At 72.4% G+C, this 23,789-nt stretch carries 29 protein-coding genes; 13 read left to right on the top strand and 16 right to left on the bottom strand.

Annotation, left to right across the window (positions count from 1 at the left end):
* Positions 1 to 2 precede the first annotated feature (2 nt).
* On the bottom strand, positions 3 to 818 hold the full coding sequence (locus AB0B14_RS10345; RefSeq protein ID WP_357522290.1) for a DUF72 domain-containing protein: 816 nt from the start codon (positions 816 to 818) through the stop codon (positions 3 to 5).
* A 141-nt stretch (positions 819 to 959) separates the two neighbouring features.
* On the opposite strand from AB0B14_RS10345, the gene AB0B14_RS10340 reads away from it, so the two are divergent.
* Complete coding sequence (locus AB0B14_RS10340) at positions 960 to 1,691, top strand: Clp protease N-terminal domain-containing protein (RefSeq protein ID WP_357522245.1); 732 nt, start codon at positions 960 to 962, stop codon at positions 1,689 to 1,691.
* Positions 1,692 to 1,701: 10 nt separating this feature from the next.
* Here AB0B14_RS10340 and AB0B14_RS10335 read toward each other — a convergent pair whose 3' ends face one another.
* The gene (locus AB0B14_RS10335; protein WP_357522244.1) at positions 1,702 to 2,220 is read right to left on the bottom strand and encodes a hypothetical protein; all 519 of its coding nucleotides are present in this window, start codon (positions 2,218 to 2,220) and stop codon (positions 1,702 to 1,704) included.
* Between the two features lie 126 nt (positions 2,221 to 2,346).
* Positions 2,347 to 2,538 carry a DNA repair protein gene (locus tag AB0B14_RS10330; protein WP_357071321.1) on the bottom strand — a complete coding sequence of 64 codons (192 nt, stop codon included), beginning with the start codon at positions 2,536 to 2,538 and terminating at the stop codon, positions 2,347 to 2,349.
* Positions 2,539 to 2,701: 163 nt separating this feature from the next.
* Between AB0B14_RS10330 and AB0B14_RS10325 the strand changes: the two genes are divergently transcribed.
* Positions 2,702 to 3,364, top strand: a complete 663-nt coding sequence (locus tag AB0B14_RS10325) for a GNAT family N-acetyltransferase (RefSeq protein WP_357522243.1) — start codon at positions 2,702 to 2,704, stop codon at positions 3,362 to 3,364.
* Between the two features lie 226 nt (positions 3,365 to 3,590).
* Here the strand turns inward: AB0B14_RS10325 and AB0B14_RS10320 are convergent, their stop codons facing one another.
* From AB0B14_RS10320 to AB0B14_RS10305, 4 genes are all read right to left on the bottom strand, one after another.
* The gene (locus AB0B14_RS10320; RefSeq protein ID WP_357071327.1) at positions 3,591 to 4,289 is read right to left on the bottom strand and encodes a TetR family transcriptional regulator; all 699 of its coding nucleotides are present in this window, start codon (positions 4,287 to 4,289) and stop codon (positions 3,591 to 3,593) included.
* Positions 4,252 to 4,746 carry a DCC1-like thiol-disulfide oxidoreductase family protein gene (locus tag AB0B14_RS10315; protein ID WP_357522242.1) on the bottom strand — a complete coding sequence of 165 codons (495 nt, stop codon included), beginning with the start codon at positions 4,744 to 4,746 and terminating at the stop codon, positions 4,252 to 4,254. Before AB0B14_RS10315 ends, AB0B14_RS10320 begins: the two co-directional genes overlap by 38 nt.
* Positions 4,743 to 5,357: a hypothetical protein gene (locus AB0B14_RS10310; RefSeq protein ID WP_357522241.1), complete on the bottom strand. Its 615-nt coding sequence runs from the start codon at positions 5,355 to 5,357 to the stop codon at positions 4,743 to 4,745. The genes AB0B14_RS10315 and AB0B14_RS10310 overlap by 4 nt, the downstream gene beginning before the upstream one ends.
* Before the next feature lie 131 nt (positions 5,358 to 5,488).
* Positions 5,489 to 6,943: a glycoside hydrolase family 3 N-terminal domain-containing protein gene (locus AB0B14_RS10305; RefSeq protein WP_357522240.1), complete on the bottom strand. Its 1,455-nt coding sequence runs from the start codon at positions 6,941 to 6,943 to the stop codon at positions 5,489 to 5,491.
* Between the two features lie 169 nt (positions 6,944 to 7,112).
* On the opposite strand from AB0B14_RS10305, the gene AB0B14_RS10300 reads away from it, so the two are divergent.
* A complete protein-coding gene (locus tag AB0B14_RS10300) occupies positions 7,113 to 8,288 on the top strand; it encodes an ROK family transcriptional regulator (protein WP_357071338.1) in 1,176 nt (391 codons plus the stop codon).
* A 120-nt stretch (positions 8,289 to 8,408) separates the two neighbouring features.
* On the opposite strand, the gene AB0B14_RS10295 is transcribed toward AB0B14_RS10300, so the two are convergent.
* Both AB0B14_RS10295 and AB0B14_RS10290 read right to left on the bottom strand, forming a co-directional pair.
* Positions 8,409 to 9,425: an ABC transporter permease subunit gene (locus AB0B14_RS10295; protein ID WP_357522239.1), complete on the bottom strand. Its 1,017-nt coding sequence runs from the start codon at positions 9,423 to 9,425 to the stop codon at positions 8,409 to 8,411.
* On the bottom strand, positions 9,422 to 10,429 hold the full coding sequence (locus AB0B14_RS10290; protein ID WP_357522238.1) for an ATP-binding cassette domain-containing protein: 1,008 nt from the start codon (positions 10,427 to 10,429) through the stop codon (positions 9,422 to 9,424). The genes AB0B14_RS10295 and AB0B14_RS10290 overlap by 4 nt, the downstream gene beginning before the upstream one ends.
* A gap of 131 nt (positions 10,430 to 10,560) precedes the next feature.
* Here AB0B14_RS10290 and AB0B14_RS10285 point away from each other — a divergent pair, with 131 nt between their 5' ends.
* Together AB0B14_RS10285 and AB0B14_RS10280 are read left to right on the top strand one after the other, a co-directional pair.
* Positions 10,561 to 11,391: an ABC transporter ATP-binding protein gene (locus tag AB0B14_RS10285; RefSeq protein WP_357522237.1), complete on the top strand. Its 831-nt coding sequence runs from the start codon at positions 10,561 to 10,563 to the stop codon at positions 11,389 to 11,391.
* 25 nt (positions 11,392 to 11,416) lie between these two features.
* Positions 11,417 to 12,313, top strand: a complete 897-nt coding sequence (locus AB0B14_RS10280; protein WP_357522236.1) for a ribokinase — start codon at positions 11,417 to 11,419, stop codon at positions 12,311 to 12,313.
* 11 nt (positions 12,314 to 12,324) lie between these two features.
* On the opposite strand, the gene ftrA is transcribed toward AB0B14_RS10280, so the two are convergent.
* A complete protein-coding gene (gene ftrA / locus AB0B14_RS10275; RefSeq protein ID WP_357522235.1) occupies positions 12,325 to 13,362 on the bottom strand; it encodes a transcriptional regulator FtrA in 1,038 nt (345 codons plus the stop codon).
* Positions 13,363 to 13,432: 70 nt separating this feature from the next.
* On the opposite strand from ftrA, the gene AB0B14_RS10270 reads away from it, so the two are divergent.
* On the top strand, positions 13,433 to 13,891 hold the full coding sequence (locus tag AB0B14_RS10270; protein WP_357071356.1) for a rhodanese-like domain-containing protein: 459 nt from the start codon (positions 13,433 to 13,435) through the stop codon (positions 13,889 to 13,891).
* A 19-nt stretch (positions 13,892 to 13,910) separates the two neighbouring features.
* Here the strand turns inward: AB0B14_RS10270 and AB0B14_RS10265 are convergent, their stop codons facing one another.
* The 3 genes from AB0B14_RS10265 to AB0B14_RS10255 form a co-directional block, all read right to left on the bottom strand.
* A complete protein-coding gene (locus AB0B14_RS10265; protein ID WP_357522234.1) occupies positions 13,911 to 14,639 on the bottom strand; it encodes a hypothetical protein in 729 nt (242 codons plus the stop codon).
* 61 nt (positions 14,640 to 14,700) lie between these two features.
* Positions 14,701 to 15,180: a DUF6232 family protein gene (locus AB0B14_RS10260; RefSeq protein WP_357522233.1), complete on the bottom strand. Its 480-nt coding sequence runs from the start codon at positions 15,178 to 15,180 to the stop codon at positions 14,701 to 14,703.
* Between the two features lie 127 nt (positions 15,181 to 15,307).
* Complete coding sequence (locus tag AB0B14_RS10255) at positions 15,308 to 15,787, bottom strand: DUF6232 family protein (protein WP_357071365.1); 480 nt, start codon at positions 15,785 to 15,787, stop codon at positions 15,308 to 15,310.
* A gap of 96 nt (positions 15,788 to 15,883) precedes the next feature.
* Here AB0B14_RS10255 and AB0B14_RS10250 point away from each other — a divergent pair, with 96 nt between their 5' ends.
* The 4 genes from AB0B14_RS10250 to AB0B14_RS10235 all read left to right on the top strand — a co-directional run bounded on the left by AB0B14_RS10250 (position 15,884) and on the right by AB0B14_RS10235 (position 20,344).
* Entirely contained in the window at positions 15,884 to 16,657 is a 774-nt protein-coding gene (locus tag AB0B14_RS10250) for an enoyl-CoA hydratase-related protein (protein ID WP_357522232.1), read from the top strand.
* Between the two features lie 117 nt (positions 16,658 to 16,774).
* Positions 16,775 to 18,397: an acetolactate synthase gene (locus AB0B14_RS10245; RefSeq protein ID WP_357071370.1), complete on the top strand. Its 1,623-nt coding sequence runs from the start codon at positions 16,775 to 16,777 to the stop codon at positions 18,395 to 18,397.
* A 169-nt stretch (positions 18,398 to 18,566) separates the two neighbouring features.
* The gene (locus AB0B14_RS10240; RefSeq protein ID WP_357071372.1) at positions 18,567 to 19,538 is read left to right on the top strand and encodes an ATP-binding cassette domain-containing protein; all 972 of its coding nucleotides are present in this window, start codon (positions 18,567 to 18,569) and stop codon (positions 19,536 to 19,538) included.
* Entirely contained in the window at positions 19,535 to 20,344 is an 810-nt protein-coding gene (locus AB0B14_RS10235; protein ID WP_357071375.1) for an ABC transporter permease, read from the top strand. The genes AB0B14_RS10240 and AB0B14_RS10235 overlap by 4 nt, the downstream gene beginning before the upstream one ends.
* A 76-nt stretch (positions 20,345 to 20,420) precedes the next feature.
* Here the strand turns inward: AB0B14_RS10235 and AB0B14_RS10230 are convergent, their stop codons facing one another.
* The 3 genes from AB0B14_RS10230 to AB0B14_RS10220 are packed head-to-tail and all read right to left on the bottom strand — an operon-like array spanning position 20,421 to position 21,559.
* Complete coding sequence (locus tag AB0B14_RS10230; protein WP_357071378.1) at positions 20,421 to 20,837, bottom strand: PLD nuclease N-terminal domain-containing protein; 417 nt, start codon at positions 20,835 to 20,837, stop codon at positions 20,421 to 20,423.
* Between the two features lie 27 nt (positions 20,838 to 20,864).
* A complete protein-coding gene (locus tag AB0B14_RS10225; protein ID WP_357071381.1) occupies positions 20,865 to 21,170 on the bottom strand; it encodes a DUF202 domain-containing protein in 306 nt (101 codons plus the stop codon).
* Positions 21,167 to 21,559, bottom strand: coding sequence for a DUF202 domain-containing protein (locus AB0B14_RS10220; protein WP_357071384.1), 393 nt, complete (start codon positions 21,557 to 21,559; stop codon positions 21,167 to 21,169). Before AB0B14_RS10220 ends, AB0B14_RS10225 begins: the two co-directional genes overlap by 4 nt.
* Positions 21,560 to 21,601: 42 nt before the next feature.
* On the opposite strand from AB0B14_RS10220, the gene AB0B14_RS10215 reads away from it, so the two are divergent.
* The 3 genes from AB0B14_RS10215 (at position 21,602) to AB0B14_RS10205 (ending at position 23,777) form a co-directional block, all read left to right on the top strand.
* The gene (locus tag AB0B14_RS10215; protein ID WP_357522231.1) at positions 21,602 to 22,399 is read left to right on the top strand and encodes a GNAT family N-acetyltransferase; all 798 of its coding nucleotides are present in this window, start codon (positions 21,602 to 21,604) and stop codon (positions 22,397 to 22,399) included.
* Positions 22,396 to 22,809, top strand: a complete 414-nt coding sequence (locus AB0B14_RS10210) for a hypothetical protein (protein WP_357522230.1) — start codon at positions 22,396 to 22,398, stop codon at positions 22,807 to 22,809. Before AB0B14_RS10215 ends, AB0B14_RS10210 begins: the two co-directional genes overlap by 4 nt.
* Positions 22,810 to 22,997: 188 nt before the next feature.
* Positions 22,998 to 23,777, top strand: coding sequence for an electron transfer flavoprotein subunit beta/FixA family protein (locus AB0B14_RS10205; protein WP_357522229.1), 780 nt, complete (start codon positions 22,998 to 23,000; stop codon positions 23,775 to 23,777).
* Positions 23,778 to 23,789: the final 12 nt, after the last annotated feature.

Raw genomic sequence — 23,789 nt, 5'->3', positions numbered from 1 at the left:
GGTCAGAACAGCGTCAGCGGCTCGACCGGGATCGGCTCGGGCAGCGGGTCGAGCTCGGGTACGCGTGCTCGTACCTCGTCGTGGAAGCGCCGCGCGAGCACTGGCGCGTCGGCGTTGTCCGGGGTGTGCACGAACATCGTCGGTGAGCGCCCCTCCCGTAGCCAGGCCACGGTGACGTCGATCCAGCGCTGCCACCCCTCGACGGTGCGGGCCGAGTCGTCCCGGCCGAGGTAGCGGACGATCGGACGATCGGTCAACGCGAGCGACCGGAGCGGCACCCGCGGCTTCTTGGTCCAGGCGTCCCGCTCCGCGCCGCTGGTGGGTGGGCTCGCGAAGAAGGCGGTCGTGTCGAAGGGGACCCACTCGGCGGACGCGTCGGCGAGGGTCGCCTCCAGCAGCCGGGCCGCGTGGGCGTCGCCGAAGAACGCGGGATGGCGGACCTCCACCGCGTACCGGTGCGACTGCGGGAGTTGGCCCAGGAACCGGCGCAGGGTCGCGACGTCGGCGGGGGCGAACGAGCCGGGCAGTTGGATCCAGAGGGCGTGTACGCGCGGGCCGAGCGGCTCGATCGCGCCCAGGAAGGCGTGCAGCGGTTCGCCGACGTCGGTGAGCCGGCGTTGGTGGGTGATGACCTTCGGAAGTTTGAGGACGAACCGGAAGTCGGGATCCGTCTGGGCGGCCCACGACGAGACGGTGTCCGGGGCGGGCGTCGCGTAGAACGTCGTGTTGCCCTCCACGGCGTCGCACCAGCTGGCGTAGTGCCGCAGACGCTCTGTCGGCGGCAGCAGGTGCCCCGACCACGACCGGTGGCTCCACATCGCGCACCCCACGTGCAGCCGCATGACCGCCCTTCCCGCCGCTCGACCGGAGCCCACCGTATCCGGGCCAGCCGATGCGACTGGGTCGGCGGTCGTCAACTCGGGGTTGACGCAAGGAGATCGTCAACTTATGGTTGACGCATGACAGATCCTCTCCAGATGAGCAACACCGTCAAGCTCGACGACCTGATCCAGGCGATCAAGAAGGCGCACACCGACGCGCTCGACCAGCTCACCGACGCGGTCATCGCCGCCGATCACCTCGGCGAGGTCGCCGACCACCTGATCGGGCACTTCGTCGACCAGGCGCGCCGCTCGGGTGCCTCCTGGACCGACATCGGCCGCAGCATGGGGGTCACCAAGCAGGCCGCCCAGAAGCGCTTCGTGCCGAAGGCCACCGACGGATCGCCCCTCGACCCGAACGAATCCTTCGGCCGGTTCACCCCCCGGGCCCGCAACGTGGTGATGTCCTCCCAGGAGGAGGCCCGCACCAGCGGCAGCGCCGAGATCCGCCCCGAGCACCTGGTGCTGGGCCTGCTGGCCGAGCCGGAGGGACTGGCCGCCACGGTGATGGCCGGCCGCGGCGCCACCGCCGAGGTGGTGCGGGAGAAGGTCGCCGCCGTCCTGCCGCCGCCGGCCGAGCAGGTCCCGGACCTCATCCCGTACGACGCGCGCGGCAAGAAGGCGTTGGAGCTGACCTTCCGGGAGGCGCTGCGCCTCGGGCACAACTACATCGGCACCGAACACATCCTGCTGGCCCTGCTGGAGCAGGAGGACGGCACCGGCGTGCTCACCGATCTCGGCCTGGCGAAGGCGACGGTCGAGGCCGACCTGGCCGCCGCGCTCGCGGCGTTCACGGCGCAGCAGAAGTGAGGACCCGGGGTCAGGGTGCCTCGGGAAAGCCGTAACGCAGGGCGTGCTCCGGATCGGCCGGGTCGATCTGGCGCACGCCCGTGTCGGCGAGGCGCTTGTTGACCTCGTCGAGCTGCTCGCGCACCAGTCGGGCCTCCTCCTCGGTGACCCGGCCCCGGTGCGGCCTGCCGGCGTGCTCAAGCGTGCTGTAGTCGATCTTCTCGGCGCTCTTGCGGGCCTTCGGTGGGCGGACCCGCTCGGCCGTCCGCAACAGCTGCGCCATCGGCACGTCGGTGGCCATCGCGTCGAACTCGCTGGCCGTCAACACCACCCGACGCGGCTCGCCGCCGCCGTGCCGGTCGTGGATCTCCACCACCGCCACGTCGAGGGCGGCGTCGTCGATGTGCTCGACCTCGCCCGGGGTGGCGTCCAACTGCACGGGCCCGGCGACCAGGTCCGGGTGCTCCAGCACGACGACGCGCACCACCTCGTCGTCCTGCTGCAGAACCGTGCCGGTGAAGTCGGAGACGTGGATCGTCTTCTTGCCCATGCGCGGAGCTTCTCCTGTCGTAGGCCGGGATGCCGGACCACAAGAAATTACCCGACAGGTGTGCGAAAGCCCGCGCTGGACCTCCCCGGTGTGTCGCCGGACGGGGGCTGCCGGTCGACCGGCGAGTCAGTGCGTGTTCAGCCGGTGCCGACCGGAACTCCCGACGGCCAGCTTGTTCAGCCCGGCCCAGGACAGTGCGCTACCGCCGATCGCCCGGGGGTTGCGGTAGCGCGGCTGGGGCGGGATGCCGCCAGCGGTCCCCGCGGTGAGCCAGAGTCGCTCGCGGTCCTGCTGGTGGTGGTAAGGCTCATTCGGCATTGCCCTACCGTCCCAAACAAAGGTGTCCAGGTTGAAAAATAGATATGACGGTCGATTGCCGCACCAGGTCGGCGCGCCCGCCCGGCCCGGAGGGATCGTCCGCCCGGCCGGGCGGCCCGGCGTACGGTGATCCACGACGGGTGGGGCGACACCGGAGGTGCACATGCTCGACCGGCGGGTCCAGCTACACCTGGCCACCTGGCTCGGCCAGTGGCCGGGCGGGGCGGGGCTGCACGTGGTCGCGTCGCACCGACGGGCCACACCGGCCTGGGACGCCAGGCTGCGCCCCGCGCTCGCCGTGGACACCGGGCGAAGCGGCGTGCTCTCCGTGGCGCCGGAGCGGGTGGCGGCGATCCGTGCCCTGGTCCGCCGTACCCCGGACCGGTTCCTCGCCGCGCTGCCGCAGGCGGTGGGGCGGCCCGACTGGTGCGTGCACGACGGCCCCTTCCGCTGGAGTACGGCCCCCGCGCCGCTGCCCGACGTGGGGGAGTGGACCGCCTCCACGAGCCCCGGGCTGCCGCCCTGGCTGCGGCTCTTCGACCGGCCGGTGCTGGTGGTCCGCGACCCGGACGGCACCTACCTGGCCGGTGCCGGGATCAAACGGCACGACGCGTACGGGCACGAGTTGGCCGTCGGCACCGCGCCGGCCGCCCGGGGTCGCGGCCTCGCCCGCCGACTCGTGGCACAGGCGGCGCGACGGGTCCTCGACGAGGGGGCGGTGCCGACCTACCTGCACGAGCGGGACAATCTCGCCTCCGCCCGGGTCGCCGACGCGGCAGGTTTCCCGGACCAGGGCTGGCGCGCGTACGGGGTCTATCCGCGCTGAGCGACGACGGGCGCGAGCGGACCGTGGATCCCGGGCCGGATCCACGGTCCGCGACCTCTCCCCAGGCCCCGGTTCCAGGTGTGGCGGCCCCGCCGTGTGGGCGAGCCACTACGTGGCGATCACGCTACGTATCGAACAGGCTCGGGGCAAGGCTGATGCTGTCCGCTCGGAGTGTCGAGAAGTGGACTTGACCTGCTTCTTCGCCGATCGGTAGGTGCCGGCCGGGTCAGTGACGGAGCGTGCGAATCAGGTCCAGCACCTGGCGGGTCACCGGCCGGAGGACCCGGAGTCGGGACAGCGCCACGAGTCGGTCGATCAGTGGTACGACCCCGTCGATCAGCTGACGGGTCTTGGTCTGCCCCGGCGATCGATCGTGCACCCAGTAGAGGATCACGCCCATGTACGCGAGCCAGAGCAGCTCGGGTAGTTGTGGGCGAAGCTCGGCGTCGACCTTTGCCGTCGAGCCCGTCAACACCTCGGCGAAGAGGTCGATGGCCGCCTGTCGGGGACCGGAGGACTCCGCGGAGAAGGGGCTCAGCGGGGAGGTGGGCTCGGCCGCCGTCTTGAAGAAGGTCGCCGCGAACGCGTGCGACGGCGTCTGCACGTCGATCCCGGCGTGCAGCACTCCGGCCAGCCGGGCGCCGAACGCCTCCTCCCGATCCAGCACCGGCTGTGCGGCCGCCCGGTGCGCGGCCTGGGACTGGGCGTAGAACTCCTGGATCAGGTGGTCCTTGGAGCCGAAGTAGTAGTAGGCGTTGCCGACCGCCACGCCGGCCTCCTGCGCGATCGCCCGCATGGTGGTCTGGGCGTAACCACGCTCGCGGAACAGTCGCATCGCGGTGTCCCGGATCAGCTGCCGGGTCTGCTCGCCCCGGGCTGTGGCTGGGTCACCCGCAGTGGTCGTCTGCGCAGGCTGTTCGGTCATCGTGGCCACCGTATCCCGCCAGGTCGTCGGTCGGCTCGGCCCACGGGTCGCGGACCCGCTCCCGGATCGCCGAGGCGGTGGCCACCGCCTGTCGGGCGAGGGGCAGCAGGTGCGGTCGGGCCAGCCGCTCGGCCGTGGACCGATGGTCGGCCAACGCCCACAGGCAGGCGAACCAGGCGCCGTCGCCCGCGTACACCTCACCGGTGTCGGCGATCACGGTGAGGTCGCGCAGCGTCGCGTCGTGGTCCAGGCCGGGGAAGCGCCGCCGGGCCTCGGCCGACCCGGCCGGCACGAACTCCAGGGGTACGAGTTGGGCGCGGGACGACAGCCAGCGGCGGGCGGCGCGGCAGAGCGGGCAGGCCGCGTCGAACAGGACGGTGAACCCCCGGATCCCACCGCCGGAGTGAGCGGTGGGATCCGGGAGCCGACCGCCGTCATCGGCCGGTGGCACGGTCATCGGGTCGGCGGGTTGTTCGCCGGGCCGGCGCCCGGCTGCGGACCGCCCGGCTGCGGACCGCCCGGCTGCGGACCGGCCGACTGTGGTCCGGCCTGCTGTGGTCCGGCCTGCTGTGGTCCGGTCGGGTACCCGCCGGTCGGGTGCGGTCCGCCCGGGTACGCGCCGACCAACTGCGGCCCGGCCGGGGTGGGCTGCATGGGGAGTCGGCCGATCGGGGCGATCGGGGGATGGGTGGCGAGCTGGCGCAGGCGGTTTCGGCGGTAGCGACCCAGTGCGAAGACGTTGAAGAAGTGCAGCGCGCCGAGCACCAGCAGCACCAAGCCGATCTTGAGGGACAGTTCCTCCATCGCCTGGCTTGTCGAGAGCACCGGGTCGGAGTGCCTCATCGCCACCGTGACGTAGCCGAGGTTGAGCAGGTAGAAGCCGACGACGAGGAGACTGTTGACCGCTTGGGCGAGTCGTTCCTCGGCGAACACCTCCTCCAGGAAGACCAGCCCGTTGCGCGACAGCGCCCGAGCCACCCAGATGGTCAGGCCGATGCTGACCGCCAGGTAGATCACGTACATCCAGACCTTGGTGTCCATGTGGACGCCCTTCTTGAACGTGTTCAACTACCGACGTCGTCAGCCTAGGGCGGATGTTGAACATGTTCAAGAAGGGGCGACACGTGACTGTGGACACTGCGGTGTCGGAGCGCGTCCTCCGGCCGAGCCGCGGGGGCCCGGCCGGAGAACGCCGTGGTTCAGCCGGTCAGACCGAGCGCCTCGGCCGCCGCCCGGCCGTTGGCGTGGCTCGCGCCGTACGTGGTGACGAAGGCGCGCACACCCGCCGGGCGCCACTGTGCCGGCCAGCCCATCTCCACCACGGTCACCGGATGCTGGGCGGCCAGCCCGGTGACCAGCTCCGGGCCGCCGGGCAGCCGGTGCAGGTGCCGCCCCACCAGCACGATGGGTCGGTCACCGGCCAGCCCGCGCAACTGCGCCGGGTCGGTCTCGGTGGCGATCACGCGGATCTCCGGCACGCCGGCCAGGTGCGGGCCGAGGCCCCACGGCACCCGACCCTCGGCGATCGTCGACTCGGTGTGCAACTGCACCACGAGTGGCCGGTCCAGGCCGGTGAGCACGCCGTCCACCCGGAGGGCCCGCCGCGCTGCCGCGTACCCCAGCTCGGTGTCGCCGATGGCCGGCGACCCGCCGGCGGCCCGGGTCCAGGCGGCGAGCTCGGCGGCGCGGCCGGCCGCCTGCTCGACCCGGGCGGTCGCCAGCCGACCGTCGGTGAGGGCGTCGACGATCTCGGCGGCCACCCGCTCGACAAGCGCGGCGTCGACCCGCGCGCCGATGCAGAGCAGGTCGGCCCCGGCGGCCAGGGCGCGGACCGCGGCCGGCCCGACCCCGCCGGCCGCCACCGCGGCGCCCTTCATCTCCAACGCGTCGGTGATCACGGCGCCGGTGAAGCCGAGGTCGGTGCGGAGCAGGTCGACCAGGACGGCCCGGCTGAAGGTGGCCGGATCGGTGCCGGTCAGCGACGGCACCCGGATGTGTGCGGTCATCACGGCGCGCGCACCGGCGGCGACGACCGCCGCGAACGGCGGCAGGTCCCGCTGGCGGAGCAGGCTCAGTGGAGCGTCCACGGTGGGCAGCTCGTGGTGCGAGTCGGTGACGGTGGCACCGTGCCCGGGAAAGTGCTTCGCGCAGGCGGCCACGCCGGCGGCCTGCAACCCGGTCACGGCGGCGGCCGAATGGGCGGCCACCCGCACCGGATCCGCGCCGAAGGACCGGGTGCCGATCACCGGGTTCTCGTCGGCGGTGTTGACGTCGACGGTCGGGGCGAGGTTGACGGTGATGCCGAGCGCCGCCAGCTCGGCGCCGATCGACCGGTAGACGCGTCGGGTGAGCGCCACGTCGCCGATCGCGCCGAGGGCGGCGTTTCCGGGGTACGGGCTGCCGGTGGCATGCGCCAGCCGGGTCACGTCGCCACCCTCCTCGTCGATGGCGATCAACACGTCCGGGCGGCCGGCGCGCAGCGCCGCGGTGCTCGCCGCCACCTGGGCGGGGTCGTGCACGTTGGTCCCGAACAGGGTGTGCCCGGCCAGCCCGTCGGCCAGCAGGTCGACCGCCCAGTCCGGCGGGACCGGTCCCGGGTACGCGGCGAGCAGCGTGCCCAGCGCCAGCCGGCGCAGTCCTGGATCCAGCCCCACGTGATCTCCCCCTTCGGTGCCCCAGCGGGTACGAAACGTCGTACCGGTGGTGGTGTTCGCCCTGCCGAATCGGCGGAGCGCCCCGCCTGCGGGTGGCCGATACGCTACGGCTACCCGTTCGCAGGTCGGTTTACAGTTAGCAAAGTTTACTAAAACTAGAGGACGTGTCATGAGTGCGACCCGGCTGCCCGGCACCCCCCGCCTGTTGCGGGCGCTCAACGACCGTGCGGCACTGGAACTGCTCCTCGAACGCGGCCCGCTGACCAGGGCCCGGCTCGGCGAGCTGACCGGGCTGTCGAAGGTCACCGCCTCGCAGTTGGTCGAGCGGTTGGAGGAGCGCGGTCTCGTCACGCGTGTCGGCGAGCAGGCCGGCGGGCGGGGGCCGAACGCCCAGCTCTACGCGGTCAGCCCGGGCAGCGCGCACGTGGTCGGCGTGGACGTCGGGCCGGACCGGGTGGTGGCGGCGTGTGCCGACATCACCGGTGCGGTCATCGGCCGGGTGGAACAGTCGACCCGGGACACCGACGACCCGGTGGGCGTCGTGCACAACGCCGTGGTGCAGGCCGCCAGCAGCGCCCACGCGCAGTTGAGCAGCGTACGGCGGATCGTGCTCGGCACCCCGGGCCTGGTCGACCCCGGCACCGGCGACATCACCTTCGCCTTCAACCTGCCGCGCTGGCACAGCGGCCTGCTCGCCGCCCTGCGGGACGACCTGCACACCCCGGTGGTCTTCGAGAACGACGTCAACCTGGCCGCGGTGGCCGAGGCGCAGTCCGGCGCCGCCCAGGGGTTGGCGGACTTCGTGCTGGTCTGGGTGGGTGCCGGCGTGGGCCTGGCGATCATGCTGGGTGGGCGGTTGCACCACGGCAGCAGTGGCGCGGCCGGTGAGATCGGCTACCTGCCGGTGCCCGGCGCGCCCATCCCGCGTGACGTCTCCCGTCGCGCCAAGCCCGCCTTCCAGCAGCTCGTTGGCGCGGATTCGGTGCGCGCGGTGGCCCGCGAGCACGGCTACCCGGACACCGACGCCGCCGAGGCGGTGCGTGCGGCAGTCGCGGCCGGCGCCGATGGTGGCCCGATGCTCGACGAGCTGGCTCGCCGGCTCGCGCTCGGCGTGGCCAGCACCTGCGTGGTCCTCGACCCGCCGTTGGTCGTGCTCGCCGGCGAGGTGGGCCAGGCCGGCGGCGCCGCCCTCGCCGAGCGGGTGCAGCACGAGGTCGCGGCGATCACCCTGGTCCGGCCACGGGTGGTGCCCACCGGGCTGACCGAGGAGCCGATCCTGCACGGCGCGCTGCGCACCGCCCTGGACGCGGTACGCGACGAGGTGTTCGGCTCCACCGTCGGCTGAGCCCGCTGCGCCGGTCATGTGAAGGAATATTTCATCGCCGGCTAGCAGGCTGCAAGCCATTGCCGTCGAGGTCCTGGTTCGGCGGCCTGCCCGCGACTCCCCGGGCAGGCCGCCGACACCTCAGATCAGGTCGCGTCGGCGGAACACGGCGAACGCCGCCGCGGTCAGCCCGCCGGTGATCACGAGCAGCACCAACAGCGACGGCAACCAGGTCAGCGTGTAGAAACCGTCGCAGTACGAGCCAACGCTGTCGCCGCGGCAGATCCGTGCGTCGTAGAAACGCGCCTCGCCGTTGAGCCACGCCCCGATGTGGCTGGAGAGCATGAACAGGTCCGATTCTGGGGCGTCGACGATCTCCAGGACCAGCCGGGCGCCCAACTCCCAGACCACCACGTACGCGGCGAGCGCGCCGAGCGCCGCCGACGTGTGCCGACCCAGCGTGGCGATGGCGAAGCCCGCCGCGCTGGCCAACAGCACCAGCACCAGGCCGCGGCCGTGCACCGCGCCCAGCGAACGCCAGAAGTCCCCGTCCAACCGGCCGGGCAACCCGGCGGTCTGCCCGATCACCCAGAACGTGGCCAGGTAGGCCACCGACGCCAGCAGCGCCAGGACCAACACCGTGCCGAGCAGGGTGCCCAACTTGGCCCCGAGCACCGTCAACCGGCGTGGTCGCCAGAGCAGCAGGTTCACCACGCCGCCCGAGTTCAGGTCGGCGCCGATGTAGGAGGCGCCGACCAGGAAACCGAACAGCACCAGGAACGCGATGAGGAAGTAGAGCAGCGGCCGCGCCTGCTGGGCGAAGCTGAACACCCCCGGCAGGAAGTCGGCGGCGATCGGCAGCCGCTCCTGCCGCACCGGGTCGATCTCCGAACAGTCGGTGGGGAGGTACCGGCCGGTGTCCTCACCCTGGAACGAGCCGCTCCGACGGGCCAGGCACTCCTGGTACGCGACCTCCATGCTCTGCCGCGCCTCGGTGGCCTGCTGCCGCGCCGATTCCATCTCGCTCGCGCTCGGTTTGTGGGAACCAGCCAGGGTGGTCGCCGCCGTCACGGCGAACGCCAACGCCAACAGGACGACCATGAGCTGCACGAAGCGACGGGCGGACAGCCGCTCAAACTCGGCACGAACCAGGTTCACGCGTCCACTCCCCGATCGAGGTCAATCACAGCTTCGCCCTGACCGCCGGCCGGCAGCGCCGAGCCGTCGACCTGCCGGGGCACCGACGGCTGCGCGTTCGCACCGGTCAGCTCCAGGAAGACGCTCTCCAGATCCGGCCGAAGCGGCGTCAGCTCGCCCACCCACAGCCCCTGCTCGCCGAGCGCCCGGCTGATCACCGTCGGGTCATCCACGCCACTCACCACCAGCGCCCCGCCGTCGACGACAGCCGTCAGCTCGGCCGCGTTCAGCAACTCGGCCGCGCGCTCCGGCTCGGCCACCCGTACCAGGAACTCGTGCCGGTCGTGACCCGCCAGCACCTCGTCCACCCGGCCGGCCGCCACCCGACGCCCCCGCGAAATGATCGTGACGTGGTCGCAGATCAACTGGATCTCGCCCAGGATGTGACTGGACACCAGGACTGTCACCCCGTTGGCCGCCAGCGACCGCATCAGGTCCCGCATCTCCCGGATCCCCGCCGGGTCCAGCCCGTTCGCCGGCTCGTCCAGGATCAGCAACCGTGGGTCCTTCAACAGCGCGGACGCCACCGCGAGGCGCTGCTTCATGCCCAGCGAGTAGCCCTTCACCCGCTCGTCGCCCCGGTCGCGCAGCCCCACCAGATCCAGTGCCTCGTCCACCCGCGAGATCGGCACCCCGCCGGCACGGGCCAACAGCCGCAGCGTGCGGTACCCGGTGAAGTTGCCGAAGAACTGCGGGCTCTCGACGATCGCGCCGACCTGGCCCGCCACCCGGGGCAACAGCTGCGGCGACGGCGCGCCGAGCACGGTCATCCGCCCGCCGTCGGCGCGTACCAGCCCGAGCAGGGCTCGCAGGGTGGTGGTCTTGCCGGAGCCGTTGGGCCCCAGGAAACCGTGGACCTGGCCCGCCTCGACCAGCAGGTCGAACCCGTCCACCGCCACCCGCCGCCCGTTACGCAGGCTGTGGAAGGTCTTGCGCAGACCCTCGATCTCGATGACCGCGCTCATCCGCGCGGCTCCGTACCTCGACGGGGCATCAGCCGTCCTCCGGGTGTGGTGATCAACGACACGGCGCTTCACCCTATGGCCGAGGCGCCGCCCATGGGGGGCGCCGCGTCGCTGCGTGGTTGGATGGTGCGGTGACTGGTGACCTGATCCCCGACGCTGCCGGCGCCGCGCCTGTGGACCCGGATCTGGTGGTCAGCCTGGCCGGCGTCGGTGTACGCCGGTCCGGCACCGCCCTCCTAGAGGACCTGACCTGGCGCGTCGAGTTGGACGAGCGGTGGGTGGTGCTCGGCTCCAACGGTGCCGGCAAGACCACCCTGCTCAACCTCGCCTCGGGCCGGCTGCACCCGACCACCGGTGTCGCGCACGTGCTCGGCGAGCGGATCGGCCGCACCGACGTCAACGAGCTGCGGACCCGGATCGGGCTCACCACCGCCGCGCTCGCCGAGCGGCTACCCGCCGACGAGCGGGTCAGCGACGTGGTGGTGACCGCCGCGTGGTCGGTGGTCGGCCGCTGGCGGGAGAACTACGACCGTGGCGACGAGGCGCGGGCGCTGGCACTGCTGAGCCAGCTCGGCGTCGGTGGTCTCGCCGAACGCCGCTACGGCACCCTCTCCGAGGGTGAGCGCAAGCGGGTGCAGATCGCCCGTGCCCTGATGACCGACCCGGAGCTGCTGCTGCTCGACGAGCCCGCCGCCGGGCTCGACCTGGGTGGTCGCGAGGACCTGGTCGCCCGCCTGGCCGAGCTGGCCAACGACCCGGACGCGCCGGCGATGGTGCTCGTCACCCACCACGTGGAGGAGATCCCGCCGGGGTTCACCCACGCGTTGCTGCTGCGCGAGGGTGGGGTGGTCGCCCAGGGTCTGCTCGCCGAGACGTTGACCGGCGACAACCTCTCCAAGACCTTCGGCCTGCCACTGGTTGTCGAACGGTCGGGCGACCGTTACACCGCGCGGGCCGCCTGAGCGTCGGGACAGGGCGGAGACGACAGTGCCTCAGACCCGGGTCGCCGTGGTGGGCAGCGCCAACATGGACCTGGTCGCGATGGCACCCGCGCTACCCCGGGTGGGTGAGACCACGCTCGGCACCGACTTCGTGATGGTGCCCGGCGGCAAGGGCGCCAACCAGGCCATCGCCGCCGTCCGGGCCGGCGCCTCCTGCGCCTTCCTCGGCGCGATCGGTTCGGACGCCTTCGGCGTCACCCTGAAGGCCCGCATCACCGCCGCCGGGGTGGACACCAGCCAGCTGCGCGTGGTCTACGGCACCTCCGGCGTCGCGCTGGTCATGGTCAACGCCCAGGGTGAGAACGCCATCATGGTGACCCCCGGCGCCAACGACACCCTGGTCGACCTCGCCGAGGAGGAGCTGGCCACGGTGCGCGAGGCGGACGTCCTGGTCGCCCAACTGGAGATCCCGGTGCGCACCGTGACGACCGCCGCGGTGGCCGCCCGCGCCGCCGGCACCCGGGTCATCCTGAACGCCGCCCCGGCCCGGGACCTCCCGCCCGAGCTGCTCGCCGCGGTGGACGTGCTCGTCGTCAACGAGGGCGAGGCGCAGGCACTGGCCGGCCGAGGTCGGGAGGACCCCCGGGCGCTGCTCGCCCTGACCCCCCGGGCCGTGCTCACTCTGGGCGGCGAGGGCGCCTGGTACGTCGACCGGGACGGCACCCACGTGCACGTGCCGGCGGTACGGGTCGACGTGGTCGACTCCACCGCCGCGGGTGACGCGTTCACCGCCGCGCTGGCCGTCGGCTGGGGCGAGGGGCGCGACCTGGTCGACGCCGTGCGCTGGGCGTCGGCGGCCGGCGCGGCCTGCGTCCGCAAGCTCGGTGCCTCGGTGGCGCTGCCCCGGCGCGCCGAGATCGACGAGCTGTACGCGCCGGCCTGAGCGCGCCCGCGCTACGTCGGCCTGAGCGCGCCGGTCGCGCCGGTGCGGAAGGCCCGGCGGTACGCCGACGGCGAGGTCAGCATGACCCGGCCGAAATGGTGGCGGTAGGTGACCGGCGTGTCGAAGCCCACGGTCCGGGCGACCTGCTCGACCGGGGCGTCCGTCTCCTCCAGCAGGGTGAGGCTGGCGCGGACCCGCTGGTCGATCAACCAACGGATCGGGCTTGTCCCGGTGGCCCGGGCGAAGTGCCGCAGGTAGGTGCGGGACGACATGTGCGCCCGCCCGGCGAGCTGGGCCACGCTCAGCGGCTCGGCGAGATGGACGAGGGCCCAGTCGATGCTGCCCGCGATTCGGTCGTCGTCCGGGTCGGCGGGCACCGGTGCCTCGACGAACTGGGCCTGGCCGCCGTCGCGGTGCGGGGGGATCACCAGCCGTCGGGCGACCGCGTTGGCGATCGCCGCGCCATGGTCACGCCGGACCACGTAGACGCAGAGATCCAGCCCAGCGGCGCTGCCGGCGCTGGTGAGCAGATCGCCGTCGTCGAGATAGAGCACGTCCGGGTCCACCGCGACCCGCGGGTAACGCCGCGCCAGCAGCTCCGCGTACCGCCAGTGGGTGGTGGCCCGCCGGCCGTCGAGCAGCCCGGCACCGGCAAGCGCGAACGCGCCCGAGCAGATCGACATGATGCGGGCACCGCGTCGGTGCGCCCGACACAGCGCGGTCACCAGCTCGGGTGACGGGTCACCGGTCACGTCCGGCACGCCGGGCACGATCACCGTCTGCGCCTCCGCCAGCTCGGCCAGGCCGTACGGGGTGTGCAGGCTGGCCCCGCCGACCACCGGCACCGGCCCCGGCCGCTCGGCGCAGACCACCAGGTCGTACCAGTCGACGTCGAACTCGGGTCGGGGCAGCCCGAACACCTCGGTGACGATGCCGGTCTCGAACACCGACATTCCTGGGTACGCGAGCACGGCGACGCGGTGCGCGGCCGCTGGCCGTCGGGGCGTCGGCAGCGGGCGCGAGCTGGTGGTGTTGGTCCGGGTCGGCATGGCGGGATGTTAGCGCAGGACGTCGTTCGCGCCACTCGTCCCGAGGTGGCGTGCCGGCGAGGATCGGTGCATGACCTTCACATTCGCCGTTCCGCCGGCCGAGCCGGCCACCGCCGCCGCCCACTTCCACAATCGGCTCAGCGTCGAGACCGACGTCAGTGATGTGCACGCCGCCCTGTCGGCCCGTACCCCGGGCCTGATGGTCGTCGACTCCCGGGGCGCGGCGGCCTGGGCGCAGGGGCACCTTCCCGGCGCGGTGCACCTGCCCACCGCCGAGATCGCGAGCCGGGCAGCGGACGTGATCCCGCCAGGCTCGGCGGTGGTGACCTATTGCTGGGGTCCGGGCTGCAACGGCGCGACCCGGGCGGCGCTGGAGTTCGCCCGGCTCGGCTACCCGGTGAAGGAGATGCTCGGCGGGTTCGAGTACTGGGTGCGGGAGGGGCTGCCGGTGGTGACGGAGACCGGGTTGACCCGGCGCCCGGTCGACGACCTGACCGCGCCAATCGCGACGATCACCTGCGACTGCTGATCCCCCAACGCAGGAAGGCTCAGTCGGCCGGTTCGTCGGCGAGCCTCTCGCCCCGCCGACGCAGCATGCCCAGCCCGGGGATGCCGGCCACGGCGAGCTTGAGGTCACGGGTCACGTCGAGCAGGTCGTGCAGGTCGGGCCCGACCCGATCCAGGGTGGCGAGGATCGGCAGGATGTCGGCCGTCAGGTGCTCCCTGAGCTTGGGCAACTCGTCGATCAGGTGGATCGCCGCGCTGATCTCCTCGTGGCTCAGCTCCTCGACGAACTTCCGCGCCATCGGCGCGGCCCGGCGCAACGCCGGCTCGTACGCCGCCAGCAGCTCGGCGGCCGTGGCGGCGGCCTCCGCCGCGGTGCCCACGGTGGCGGCGGCCCGGCCGGCCACCGTGTCGGCCTCGGCGACCACCGAGCCGGCCGACCGGGACACCCGGTCGGCTTCGGCGACCACCACGGCGGCGGCCGTCGCCACCTCGGTGGCCGTGTCGATGGCGGTGGTCGCGGCTGCGCTGATCAGGCCCACCTCGCGGACCGCCGCCTCGGCGTCGGTGAGCACCTGGTCGGTCCGGTCCAGGGTCGTCTCGATCCGGTCCACCACGCCGTTGATCCGGGCCAGCAGCGACTCCACCCCGTCCAGCACCGCGAACGCGCGGGCGGGCACGGCGGCCATCGAGGCGGCCGAGCCGAACGCCTGGTCGAGAGCGAAGCGGGTCAGACCGACAACGGCGGTCGGTGTGGGGAGGGGGATCGCCATGGGACCAAGTGTGCGTCGGCCGCGCCGCAACCGCTCGACGGCGTCGTCGCGGTGGCGACCGTCAACGGTCCCCGTGCTGTTCGACGGCGCGCTGCACGGCCCGGTAGATCTGCCCGAACCGCAACGCGTCCGGGGTGCGCACCAGCAGGTCCTCGCGGCCGTGGTGCTGCACCCACAGCTCGTGCACGTGGCTGCCGCGCTCGTAGGAGCGGTCCAGCCAGCCGAGCGGGATCTCCAGGAACGGCAGCGCCACCACCACCCCGACCGCGCAGGCGGCGAGGATGATCAGCGCCAGCTGCCAGTTGCCCCGGTCCTGTGCGGACCAGGCCAGTGAGACGACGCAGACCAGGGCGACCAGCGGCGGCAGCGAGAGCAGCAGCACCAGGACACCGCGACCCAGCACCCGGCCGCGCACGGCGAGAGTCTTCTGGCCCCGGGCGTGCCACACGAACGTCACGTCGGACAGGGCGATCGCGTGACCGCCCGCCCGGATCGACTCGGAGGTCACCTGCACCGCGTCGTCCCGGTAATAGAGGGTCATCACTAAGCCTAACCACCCGTAGGCAACCCGTCGACAGTCCGTAGACAACTCGTCGGCGCCGCACGAGGGTGGCTGGCCCCGCGCCGGAGGCGTCCGGGCCGCCAGTGACCCGGGCTCGCCTGGGGCGCTAGCGGCGGGTGCCGGGGCGGGCCGGTTGGCTGTGCTCGACCGCGCGCTGCACCGCCCGGTAGATCTGACCGAAGCGCAACGCGTCGCCGGTGCGCAGCAGCCGCACCGGCTGGCCGCGCCAGCGGGCCCAGATCTCCAGTTGGCGGCTGCCCCGGGTGTACGAGCGGTCCAGGTATTCGAAGAGGAAGTCGGCGACCGGCCCGACGGCCAGCCCGACCAGCACCGACGCGCCGACGATCGCGATCGTCACGGTGGGCGAGCGGTGCAGCCAGACGGCCAGGGCGATGCCGAGCACCGCGGCGACCAGCGGACCGGCCAGTGCGGCGCCGAGCGCGCCGCGCCCCACCAGGACGCGCCAGGAACGGGTGCCGCGGCGGTGCCAGATCATGGTGATGTCGGTCAACGCGTAGCTGCGGCCGTCGACTCGAAAGGTGGTGGAGGTGACCTGCACCGATCTGTCGTCGTAATAAGTGACCATGGCTTCACTCCTGCCCGGAGGCTGACACCACACTACATACCCCAACGAGCGGGGTCGTAAGGTTGGCACGCGACTTCAACGAGGAAGTGAGGCACCGTGGGCGAGTTCGTTCGGCTGGAGACCAGGGACGGCATCGGCACGATCCGGCTGGAGCGGCCGCCGATGAACGCGCTCAACACCCAGGTGCAGGAGGAGTTGCGCGCCGCCGCCACGGCGGCCACCGCCGACCCCGAGGTCCGCGCCGTCATCGTGTACGGCGGGGAGAAGGTCTTCGCCGCCGGTGCCGACATCAAGCAGATGGCCGACATGTCCTACGTGGACATGGTCGAGCGGGCACCGGACCTGTCCAGCGCGCTCGGCGCACTCGCCCGGATCCCCAAGCCGGTGGTCGCCGCGATCACCGGGTACGCCCTCGGTGGCGGCTGCGAGCTGGCGTTGGCCTGTGACTGGCGGGTGGTCGCCGAGGACGCCAAGCTCGGCCAACCGGAGATCAAGCTGGGCATCATCCCCGGTGCGGGCGGCACCCAGCGGCTGGCCCGCCTGGTCGGCCCGGCCCGAGCCAAGGATCTGATCATGTCCGGGCGGATGGTGGACGCGCAGGAGGCGCTGCGGATCGGCCTGGTCGACCGGGTCGTCCCGGCCGCCGAGGTGTACGACGCGGCCGTCGCGCTCGTCACTCCGTACCTGACCGGGCCCCCGCAGGCGCTGCGCGCGGCGAAGCTGGCGGTCGACGGCGGCCTGGACATGGACCTGACCTCGGGCCTGGCCTGGGAGACGCAGCTCTTCGCGGCGCTGTTCGCCACCGACGACCGGCGCGAGGGCATGACGGCCTTCGTCGAGAAGCGCAAGCCGGACTTCACCGGCCGCTGAGCGGGCGGGGCCGGCGGTTCGGACCGCTGGCCCCGACGGCGAGCCGAGAATTGTTCACATTGTGCCTACCGGCCAGTAGCGTGTGGCTTCGGTCATGAGCGACGAGAAGGAGCGGCGATGACGGAGCGGATCGAGGGTCACGGCGGCGAGTTGGCGCTCGCGGCACTACGCGCGCACGGCGTACGGGAGATGTTCACACTCTCCGGCGGGCACGTCTTCCCGCTGTACGACGCCGCGTACAAGACCGACTTCCCGATCTACGACGTCCGCCACGAGCAGTCCGCCGTCTTCGCCGCGGAGGCGGTGGCCAAGCTGCACCGCCGCCCCGGTCTCGCCGTGCTCACCGCCGGGCCCGGTGTCACCAACGGCATCTCCGGCATGACCAGCGCCTTCTTCAACGCCTCCCCGGTGCTGGTGCTCGGCGGGCGGGCGCCCGCCTTCCGCTGGGGCTCGGGCAGCCTGCAGGAGATGGACCACCTGCCGTTGGTCACCCCGGTCACCAAGCATGCCGAGACCGTGTTCAGCACCGACGACATCCCGCGCGCGGTGGGTTCCGCGCTCACCGCCGCCCTCACCCCGCACCGTGGCCCGGCCTTCCTCGACTTCCCGTTGGAGACGGTCTTCTCGGTCGCCGAGGTCGACCTGCCCGCGGTGTCGGGCGTCGACCCGGTCGTACCCGACCCGGAGGAGGTCGGCCACGCCGCGATGCTCATCGCCGGGGCACAGCGACCGGTCATCATCGCCGGCTCCGACGTGTACGCCGGCGACGCGGTCGCCGCCCTGCGCGAGGCGGCCGAGGCGTTGCAGGTGCCGGTCTTCACCAACGGCATGGGCCGCGGCTCACTCCCGCCGACGCACCCGCTCGCGTTCGCCAAGGCCCGCCGGGCCGCCCTGTCCGGCGCCGACGTGGTCGTGGTGGTCGGCACCCCACTGGACTTCCGGCTCAGCTTCGGCGACTTCGGCGACGCCAAGGTGGTGCACATCGTCGACGCGCCCAGCCAGCGGGCGACGCACGTGCAGCCGGCCGCCGCCCCCGCCGGCGACCTGCGCCTGATCCTCTCCGCGCTCGCCGATCACTCCGGCGACCGGGCCGACCACACCGACTGGATCGCCGACCTGCGCGTCGCCGAGGACGCGGCGAAGGCCCGGGACGCCGCCGAGATGGCCGCCGAGACCGACCCGATCCGCCCCGCCCGGATCTACGGCGAGCTGCGTCGGGTGCTGGCCCCGGACGCGATCACCATCGGCGACGGCGGCGACTTCGTGTCGTACGCCGGGCGCTACCTGGAGCCGGCCCAGCCCGGCACCTGGCTGGACCCGGGCCCGTACGGCTGCCTGGGCACCGGCATGGGTTACGCGATGGGTGCCCGGGTCAGCCACCCGGATCGGCAGATCTGCGTGCTGATGGGCGACGGTGCCGCGGGCTTCTCGCTGATGGACGTCGAGTCGCTGGTCCGCCAGAAGCTGCCGGTGGTGATCGTCGTCGGCAACAACGGCATCTGGGGGCTGGAGAAGCACCCGATGCGGGCCATGTACGGCTACGACGTGGCCGCCGACCTGCAACCCGAGCTGCGCTACGACACGGTGGTCAGCGCGCTCGGCGGGGCGGGGGAGACGGTCGCGAAGGCCGCCGACCTGGGTCCGGCCCTGCAACGGGCGTTCGACGCCGGAGTGCCGTACCTGGTCAACGTGCTCACCGACCCGACCGACGCGTACCCCCGGTCGTCGAACCTGGCCTGAGACGCACCCGCCGCCGCCGTCGCCCCCCAGCGGGCGACGGCGGTCGTGTCTGTCCGCAGCTAAATCAGCGGAATGTCAGCTCGTGTCGTCGTAACGTCAGCGCGGGAACGGCGGGATGTCAGACCTGTCGCCCACAGTGGTGTCACCACTGACGACGACAGGAGTTGGGATGGACTACGCGATCCGGGCCGAGGGTCTGGTGCGGCGTTTCGGCACCACCACAGCCCTCGCCGGCGTTGATCTGGCGGTGCCGACCGGGACCGTCTTCGGCCTGCTCGGGCCGAACGGGGCCGGCAAGACCACCGCCGTGCGGGTGCTCGCCACCCTGCTGGCCGCCGACGAGGGGCACGCCACGGTGGGCGGCTTCGACGTGGTGCGCGACGCGCACCAGGTGCGGCAGCTGATCGGCCTCACCGGCCAGTACGCCTCGGTCGACGAAACGCTCACCGGTGCGGAGAATCTGCTGCTGATCGGTCGGCTGCTCGGGCTGAGCCGAGCCGACGCCCGGCAGCGTGCCCGCCAACTCCTCGCCGACTTCGCGCTCAGTGATGCCGCCGACCGGGCCGCCAAGACCTTCTCCGGGGGCATGCGTCGCCGGCTGGACCTCGCCGCCAGCCTGGTCGGTCGGCCGCAGGTGCTCTTCCTCGACGAGCCGACCACCGGGCTCGACCCGCGCAGCCGCAACGACCTGTGGGACATCGTCCGCACCCTGGTCTCCGACGGTGTGACGGTGCTGCTCACCACCCAATATCTGGAGGAGGCCGACCAGCTCGCCGGTGAGATCGCCGTGGTCGACCACGGTCGGGTGATCGCCCAGGGCACGCCGGAGGAGCTGAAGGCCAAGACCGGTGGTCAGACCCTCACCGTGCGGCCGGCCGACAGCACCGACCTGGGCACCGTGACCGCCATCGTCGGCGAGGTGTCCGGTGCGACCCCCGAGGTGGCCCAGAACGCCGTCACCGTCGCCGTGAACGACTCCGGTGTCCTGCCCGCCGTGGTCCGCCGCCTCGACGCCGCCGAGATCGCGGTCGCCGAGCTGGCACTGCGCGGCGCCAGCCTGGACGAGGTCTTCCTCTCCCTCACCGGCCACCGGGCCGAGGACGCCCCGGCCGACACCGACCTGGAAAGGACTCCGGCATGACCGCCGTCACCCTCCCCGCTCCGCTGGCACCGGCCCGCCGGCTCAGCCCGGCAGCGGGGCTGCGCCACACCCTCACGCTGGCGTGGCGCAGCCTGGTGCAGATCAAGCACAACCCGATGGAGCTGCTCGACCTCAGCATCCAGCCGGTGATGTTCGTGCTGCTGTTCACGTACGTCTTCGGCACCGCCATCGCCGGATCGTCCGGCGAATACCTCACCTTCATGCTGCCCGGCATCATGGTGCAGAACGCGCTGTTCGCCACGATGACGACCGGGTTCGGGCTGAACAACGACCTCACCAAGGGCGTGTTCGACCGTCTCCGGGCGCTGCCCATCGCCCGGTGGGCGCCGTTGGCCGGCCGGATCCTCGCCGACACCGTCAAGCAGGCCTGGTCGATCGCGCTGCTGCTGGGCGTCGGGTCGATCCTGGGTTTCCGGGTCGGCAACGGCCTGTTCGGGGTGGTCGGGGCGTTCGCGCTGCTGCTGGCGTTCACGTTGGCCGCGTCGTGGATCTCGGTGCTGGTCGGCGTGCTGGTGAGCGAACCGGACAAGGTGCAGATCTTCGGGTTCATGGTGATCTTCCCGCTGACCTTCACCAGCAACATCTTCGTACCGACCGACCGGATGCCCGGCTGGTTGCAGAGCTGGGTGGAGGTGAACCCGGTGACCGTGGTGGCCGACGCGCTGCGCGGGCTCCTGGTCAGCGGGCCGGTGGCCGGGCCGGTGCTCCAGACGCTGCTCTGGGGCTCCGGCATCGCGGTGATCTTCGCGCCGTTGGCGGTGCGCGCGCTCAAGCGTCGGGTGTGAGTCGACGCTCGGGCACCAACGCCGGCGCGACCGCGCCGCCGCTCGGGCACCAACGCCGGCGCGACCGCGCCGACGCTCACACCTCCGGCCGGTCACCCTCGCGGGGCGGCTCACCGTCGCGCCGGCGCAGGTCGTCCTCGCGCCGGCGCAGGTCCTCCTCCCAACGACGGAAGAGCTCGTCGTCCTGCTGCTTCGCACGGTCCTGCACGGACCGGAGAAACTCCGGGTCGTCGTCGGGGGCGACCGGTCGGGGGCGCTTCCGCTCGACCGAGCCGGTGCCACCCGACCAGCCCTTGCGCGCGCCGGCGCTGGGCTCCCGGCCGGCGACGAACCAGGCGATCGAGCCGACCAACGGGAAGAACAGGATGATCAGCACCCAGGCGATCCGGGGCAGGGCGCGAATCTGACCCTCCTCGGCGGAGAGGCAACTGATCAGCGCGCAGACGGCGAGGACAATCTGCACCAGGAAGAGGAGAACGTACAGCCGGGCCATCCACCCATCATGGCGCACCGAGTCCCGTCACCACAGTCCGCGCAGCACCAGCAGCACTCCCAGCAACGCGATCCCCACGGTGCCCAGCGCGACCAGGGGCAGGGTCCGGCCACCGGTGCGGGCCGGGCCGGCGCCGGTGCCGCGGGGCCAGCAGAGCACCAGCAGGGCGCCCCACAGCAGCACGACGACGCCGGCGAGCAGCGCCCCGCTCGGGCCGTCCGCCGAGGCCAACCGGACGGCGAGCGCGGTCACCACCGTCACCGTGAGCAGGGTGCGTCGCCAGGCCAGGCGGGTGCGCTCCGGTTGCAGCCCGGAGTCGCGTGCGGCGCTCACCGGCTGCCGACCGCCCGCAGCAGGACGGCGACCACCAGCAGCACCGCACCGACACCCACGGCCAGGGCCAGGACGGCGGGAAACCGGGACGCGGGCAGCTCCTGACCGAGCCGGATGGCCCGCTCGGTACGCGCCCAGTGGTCCACCGCGCGGACCGCGACGGCACCGCCGAGCAGGAGCAGCGCGACGGCGATCGCCTCCCGCAGGTGGCTCATCGGCAGGGGCGGCAGGAACTGCGCGGCGGCCAACCCACCGCCGACCAGCGCCAACCCGGTGCGCAGCCAGGCGAGGAAGGTCCGTTCGTTGGCCAGCGAGAACCGGTAGTCCGGCTGCTCACCGACCGTGCCCAGCTCCGCCGGGTCGAACCATCTCCTGATCGCCGCCCACACGGTGGAAGATTATCCGCTTCCCATCCCGCTTAGCCTGACTCGGTGACTGATCTCGACGTAATGACGCTGCGTGCCGCCTACGACAACCAACTCCGCCCGGAGATCCCCGACCCGGTTCCGGCCGGGGTGACGGTGGAGCGGGACGGGCCGTTGGTGCGCATCATCGGGCTCGACGCCGGCGGCTTCCTCACCTACCGCGACCTCGGCGGACTCACCGGGGACGCGCTGGACGAGCTGATCACCCGACAGGTGCGGCTGTTCCGCGAACGTGGCCAGTCGGTCGAGTGGAAGCTCAACGAGCACGACGAACCGGCGGACCTGGCGGACCGCCTGCGCGCCGCCGGCTTCGTCCCGGAGGACCGGGAGACCGTCGTGGTCGGCCCGGTCGCGCCGCTGGCCGCCGCGCTGCCGGTCACCCCCGAGGGGGTACGCCTGCGTGAGGTGACCTCCCGCGCCGACCTGGAGCGGATCGCCGCCATGGAGGAGGAGGTCTGGCAGGAGGACCGCTCGCACCTGGTGTGGGGGCTGGCCAAGGAGATCGACGCCGACCGGAACTCGATCACCGTCGTGGTGGCCGAGGCGGACGACACGGTGGTGAGCGCCGGCTGGGTGCGGTTCCCGGCGAACACCGGCTTCGCCACCCTGTGGGGCGGCTCGACCCTGCCGCAGTGGCGGCAACGGGGCATCTACCGGGCGCTCGTCAACTACCGGGCGCGGTTGGCCGACCAGCGGGGCCGCACGCTCGTGCAGGTGGACTGTTCCGAGGACAGCCGGCCGATCCTGCAGCGGCTCGGCCTCGTCCCGGTGACCACCACCACCCCGTACGTCTACACTCCGTGATCATGGAGCAGCGGTTGACGGACGAGGAGCGGTTGATCCTCAAGACCGGCGCCTTCGGTGCCGTCTTCCTGGTGTCCAACGCCGACCCGGGGGTGCTGGGGGTGATCCGGGAGAGCGTCGCCGCGTCCAGCGCACTCGCCAACGCCAGCGGGACGGTCAAGGAGGCGCTCACCACCGGCCCGCTGCCCCGGCTGCCCAGGGACTCGCAGTTGGAGATCGAGTCGGTGGTGCTGCCGGCGCTGCGGCAGGCGGTGCGAATCCTGCGCGACAAGTCACCGCAGGACGTGGCGGCGTACCGCTCGGTGGTGTTGGGTGCGGCGGACCGGGTGGCCCGGGCGCACGCCGGGGTGGCGCCCGCCGAGGCGGCGGCCATCGACCAGATCCGGAACGCGTTGGCCGACCCGGCCTGACCGCCTGCCCGTCGGTGAGCTGTGTCACCCTGAGTGGCCCGGGGAGCGCAAGCTACCGACAGGTAACATTGCGTCGTGGGCAACTGCACAACAGCCCGCGGTTGACCAGGCGTCGACCGACGCGCGACGCTGCGCCCCAGACCGGGCGAGCGAATCGCATCACCACACAGGAGGGTCGTCGAAGCGCGATGAATATCGTCGTACTCGTCAAGCAGGTGCCTGATTCGGGCGCGGACCGCAACCTGCGCAATGACGACAACACCGTCGACCGCGGTTCGGCGAACAACGTGATCAACGAGATGGACGAGTACGCCATCGAGGAGGCGCTGAAGATCAAGGAGGCGCACGGCGGCGAGGTCACCATCCTGACCATGGGTCCGGACCGGGCGACCGAGTCGATCCGCAAGGCGCTCTCCATGGGCCCGGACAAGGCCGTGCACGTGCTGGACGACGCCCTGCACGGTTCCTGCGCCGTCGCCACCTCGAAGGTGCTCGCCGCCGCGCTCGGTCAACTGAACGCCGACCTGGTGATCTGCGGCGCCGAGTCCACCGACGGTCGGGTCCAGGTCATGCCGCACATGATCGCCGAGCGGCTCGGCGTCGCCGCGCTCACCGGCGCCCGCAAGCTGACCGTCGACGGCAGCACGCTGACCGTGGAGCGGCAGACCGAGGAGGGCTACGAGGTGGTCACCGCCGCCACCCCGGCCGTGGTCTCCGTCTGGGACACGATCAACGAGCCGCGCTACCCCTCCTTCAAGGGCATCATGGCCGCCAAGAAGAAGCCGGTGCAGACGTTCTCCCTGGCCGACCTGGGCGTCGCGCCCGCCGAGGTGGGCTTCGACGGGGCCACCAGCGCCGTCGTCGAGCACTCCAAGCGCCCGCCACGCTCCGGCGGCGCCAAGATCACCGATGAGGGCGAGGGCGGCGTCAAGCTGGTCGAGTTCCTCGCCACCGAAAAGTTCGTGTGAGAGCGGGTCTGG

It is taken from the genome of Micromonospora sp. NPDC049171, assembly GCF_040648275.1.
Classification (GTDB): Bacteria; Actinomycetota; Actinomycetes; order Mycobacteriales; family Micromonosporaceae; genus Micromonospora.
The sequence above is the reverse complement of the archived record's forward strand: the minus strand, read 5'-3'. Positions and strand labels throughout refer to the sequence as shown.

Bases quoted from the DNA above. Each gene is read 5' to 3' on its own strand.
- AB0B14_RS10345 (WP_357522290.1), bottom strand. From the start codon at position 818: ATGTGGAGCCACCGGTCGTGGTCGGGGCACCTGCTGCCGCCGACAGAG.
- AB0B14_RS10340 (WP_357522245.1), top strand. From the start codon at position 960: ATGACAGATCCTCTCCAGATGAGCAACACCGTCAAGCTCGACGACCTG.
- AB0B14_RS10335 (WP_357522244.1), bottom strand. From the start codon at position 2,220: ATGGGCAAGAAGACGATCCACGTCTCCGACTTCACCGGCACGGTTCTG.
- AB0B14_RS10330 (WP_357071321.1), bottom strand. From the start codon at position 2,538: ATGCCGAATGAGCCTTACCACCACCAGCAGGACCGCGAGCGACTCTGG.
- AB0B14_RS10325 (WP_357522243.1), top strand. From the start codon at position 2,702: ATGCTCGACCGGCGGGTCCAGCTACACCTGGCCACCTGGCTCGGCCAG.
- AB0B14_RS10320 (WP_357071327.1), bottom strand. From the start codon at position 4,289: ATGACCGAACAGCCTGCGCAGACGACCACTGCGGGTGACCCAGCCACA.
- AB0B14_RS10315 (WP_357522242.1), bottom strand. From the start codon at position 4,746: ATGACCGTGCCACCGGCCGATGACGGCGGTCGGCTCCCGGATCCCACC.
- AB0B14_RS10300 (WP_357071338.1), top strand. From the start codon at position 7,113: ATGAGTGCGACCCGGCTGCCCGGCACCCCCCGCCTGTTGCGGGCGCTC.
- AB0B14_RS10290 (WP_357522238.1), bottom strand. From the start codon at position 10,429: ATGAGCGCGGTCATCGAGATCGAGGGTCTGCGCAAGACCTTCCACAGC.
- ftrA (WP_357522235.1), bottom strand. From the start codon at position 13,362: ATGCCGACCCGGACCAACACCACCAGCTCGCGCCCGCTGCCGACGCCC.
- AB0B14_RS10270 (WP_357071356.1), top strand. From the start codon at position 13,433: ATGACCTTCACATTCGCCGTTCCGCCGGCCGAGCCGGCCACCGCCGCC.
- AB0B14_RS10265 (WP_357522234.1), bottom strand. From the start codon at position 14,639: ATGGCGATCCCCCTCCCCACACCGACCGCCGTTGTCGGTCTGACCCGC.
- AB0B14_RS10260 (WP_357522233.1), bottom strand. From the start codon at position 15,180: ATGACCCTCTATTACCGGGACGACGCGGTGCAGGTGACCTCCGAGTCG.
- AB0B14_RS10255 (WP_357071365.1), bottom strand. From the start codon at position 15,787: ATGGTCACTTATTACGACGACAGATCGGTGCAGGTCACCTCCACCACC.
- AB0B14_RS10245 (WP_357071370.1), top strand. From the start codon at position 16,775: ATGACGGAGCGGATCGAGGGTCACGGCGGCGAGTTGGCGCTCGCGGCA.
- AB0B14_RS10240 (WP_357071372.1), top strand. From the start codon at position 18,567: ATGGACTACGCGATCCGGGCCGAGGGTCTGGTGCGGCGTTTCGGCACC.
- AB0B14_RS10235 (WP_357071375.1), top strand. From the start codon at position 19,535: ATGACCGCCGTCACCCTCCCCGCTCCGCTGGCACCGGCCCGCCGGCTC.
- AB0B14_RS10230 (WP_357071378.1), bottom strand. From the start codon at position 20,837: ATGGCCCGGCTGTACGTTCTCCTCTTCCTGGTGCAGATTGTCCTCGCC.
- AB0B14_RS10205 (WP_357522229.1), top strand. From the start codon at position 22,998: ATGAATATCGTCGTACTCGTCAAGCAGGTGCCTGATTCGGGCGCGGAC.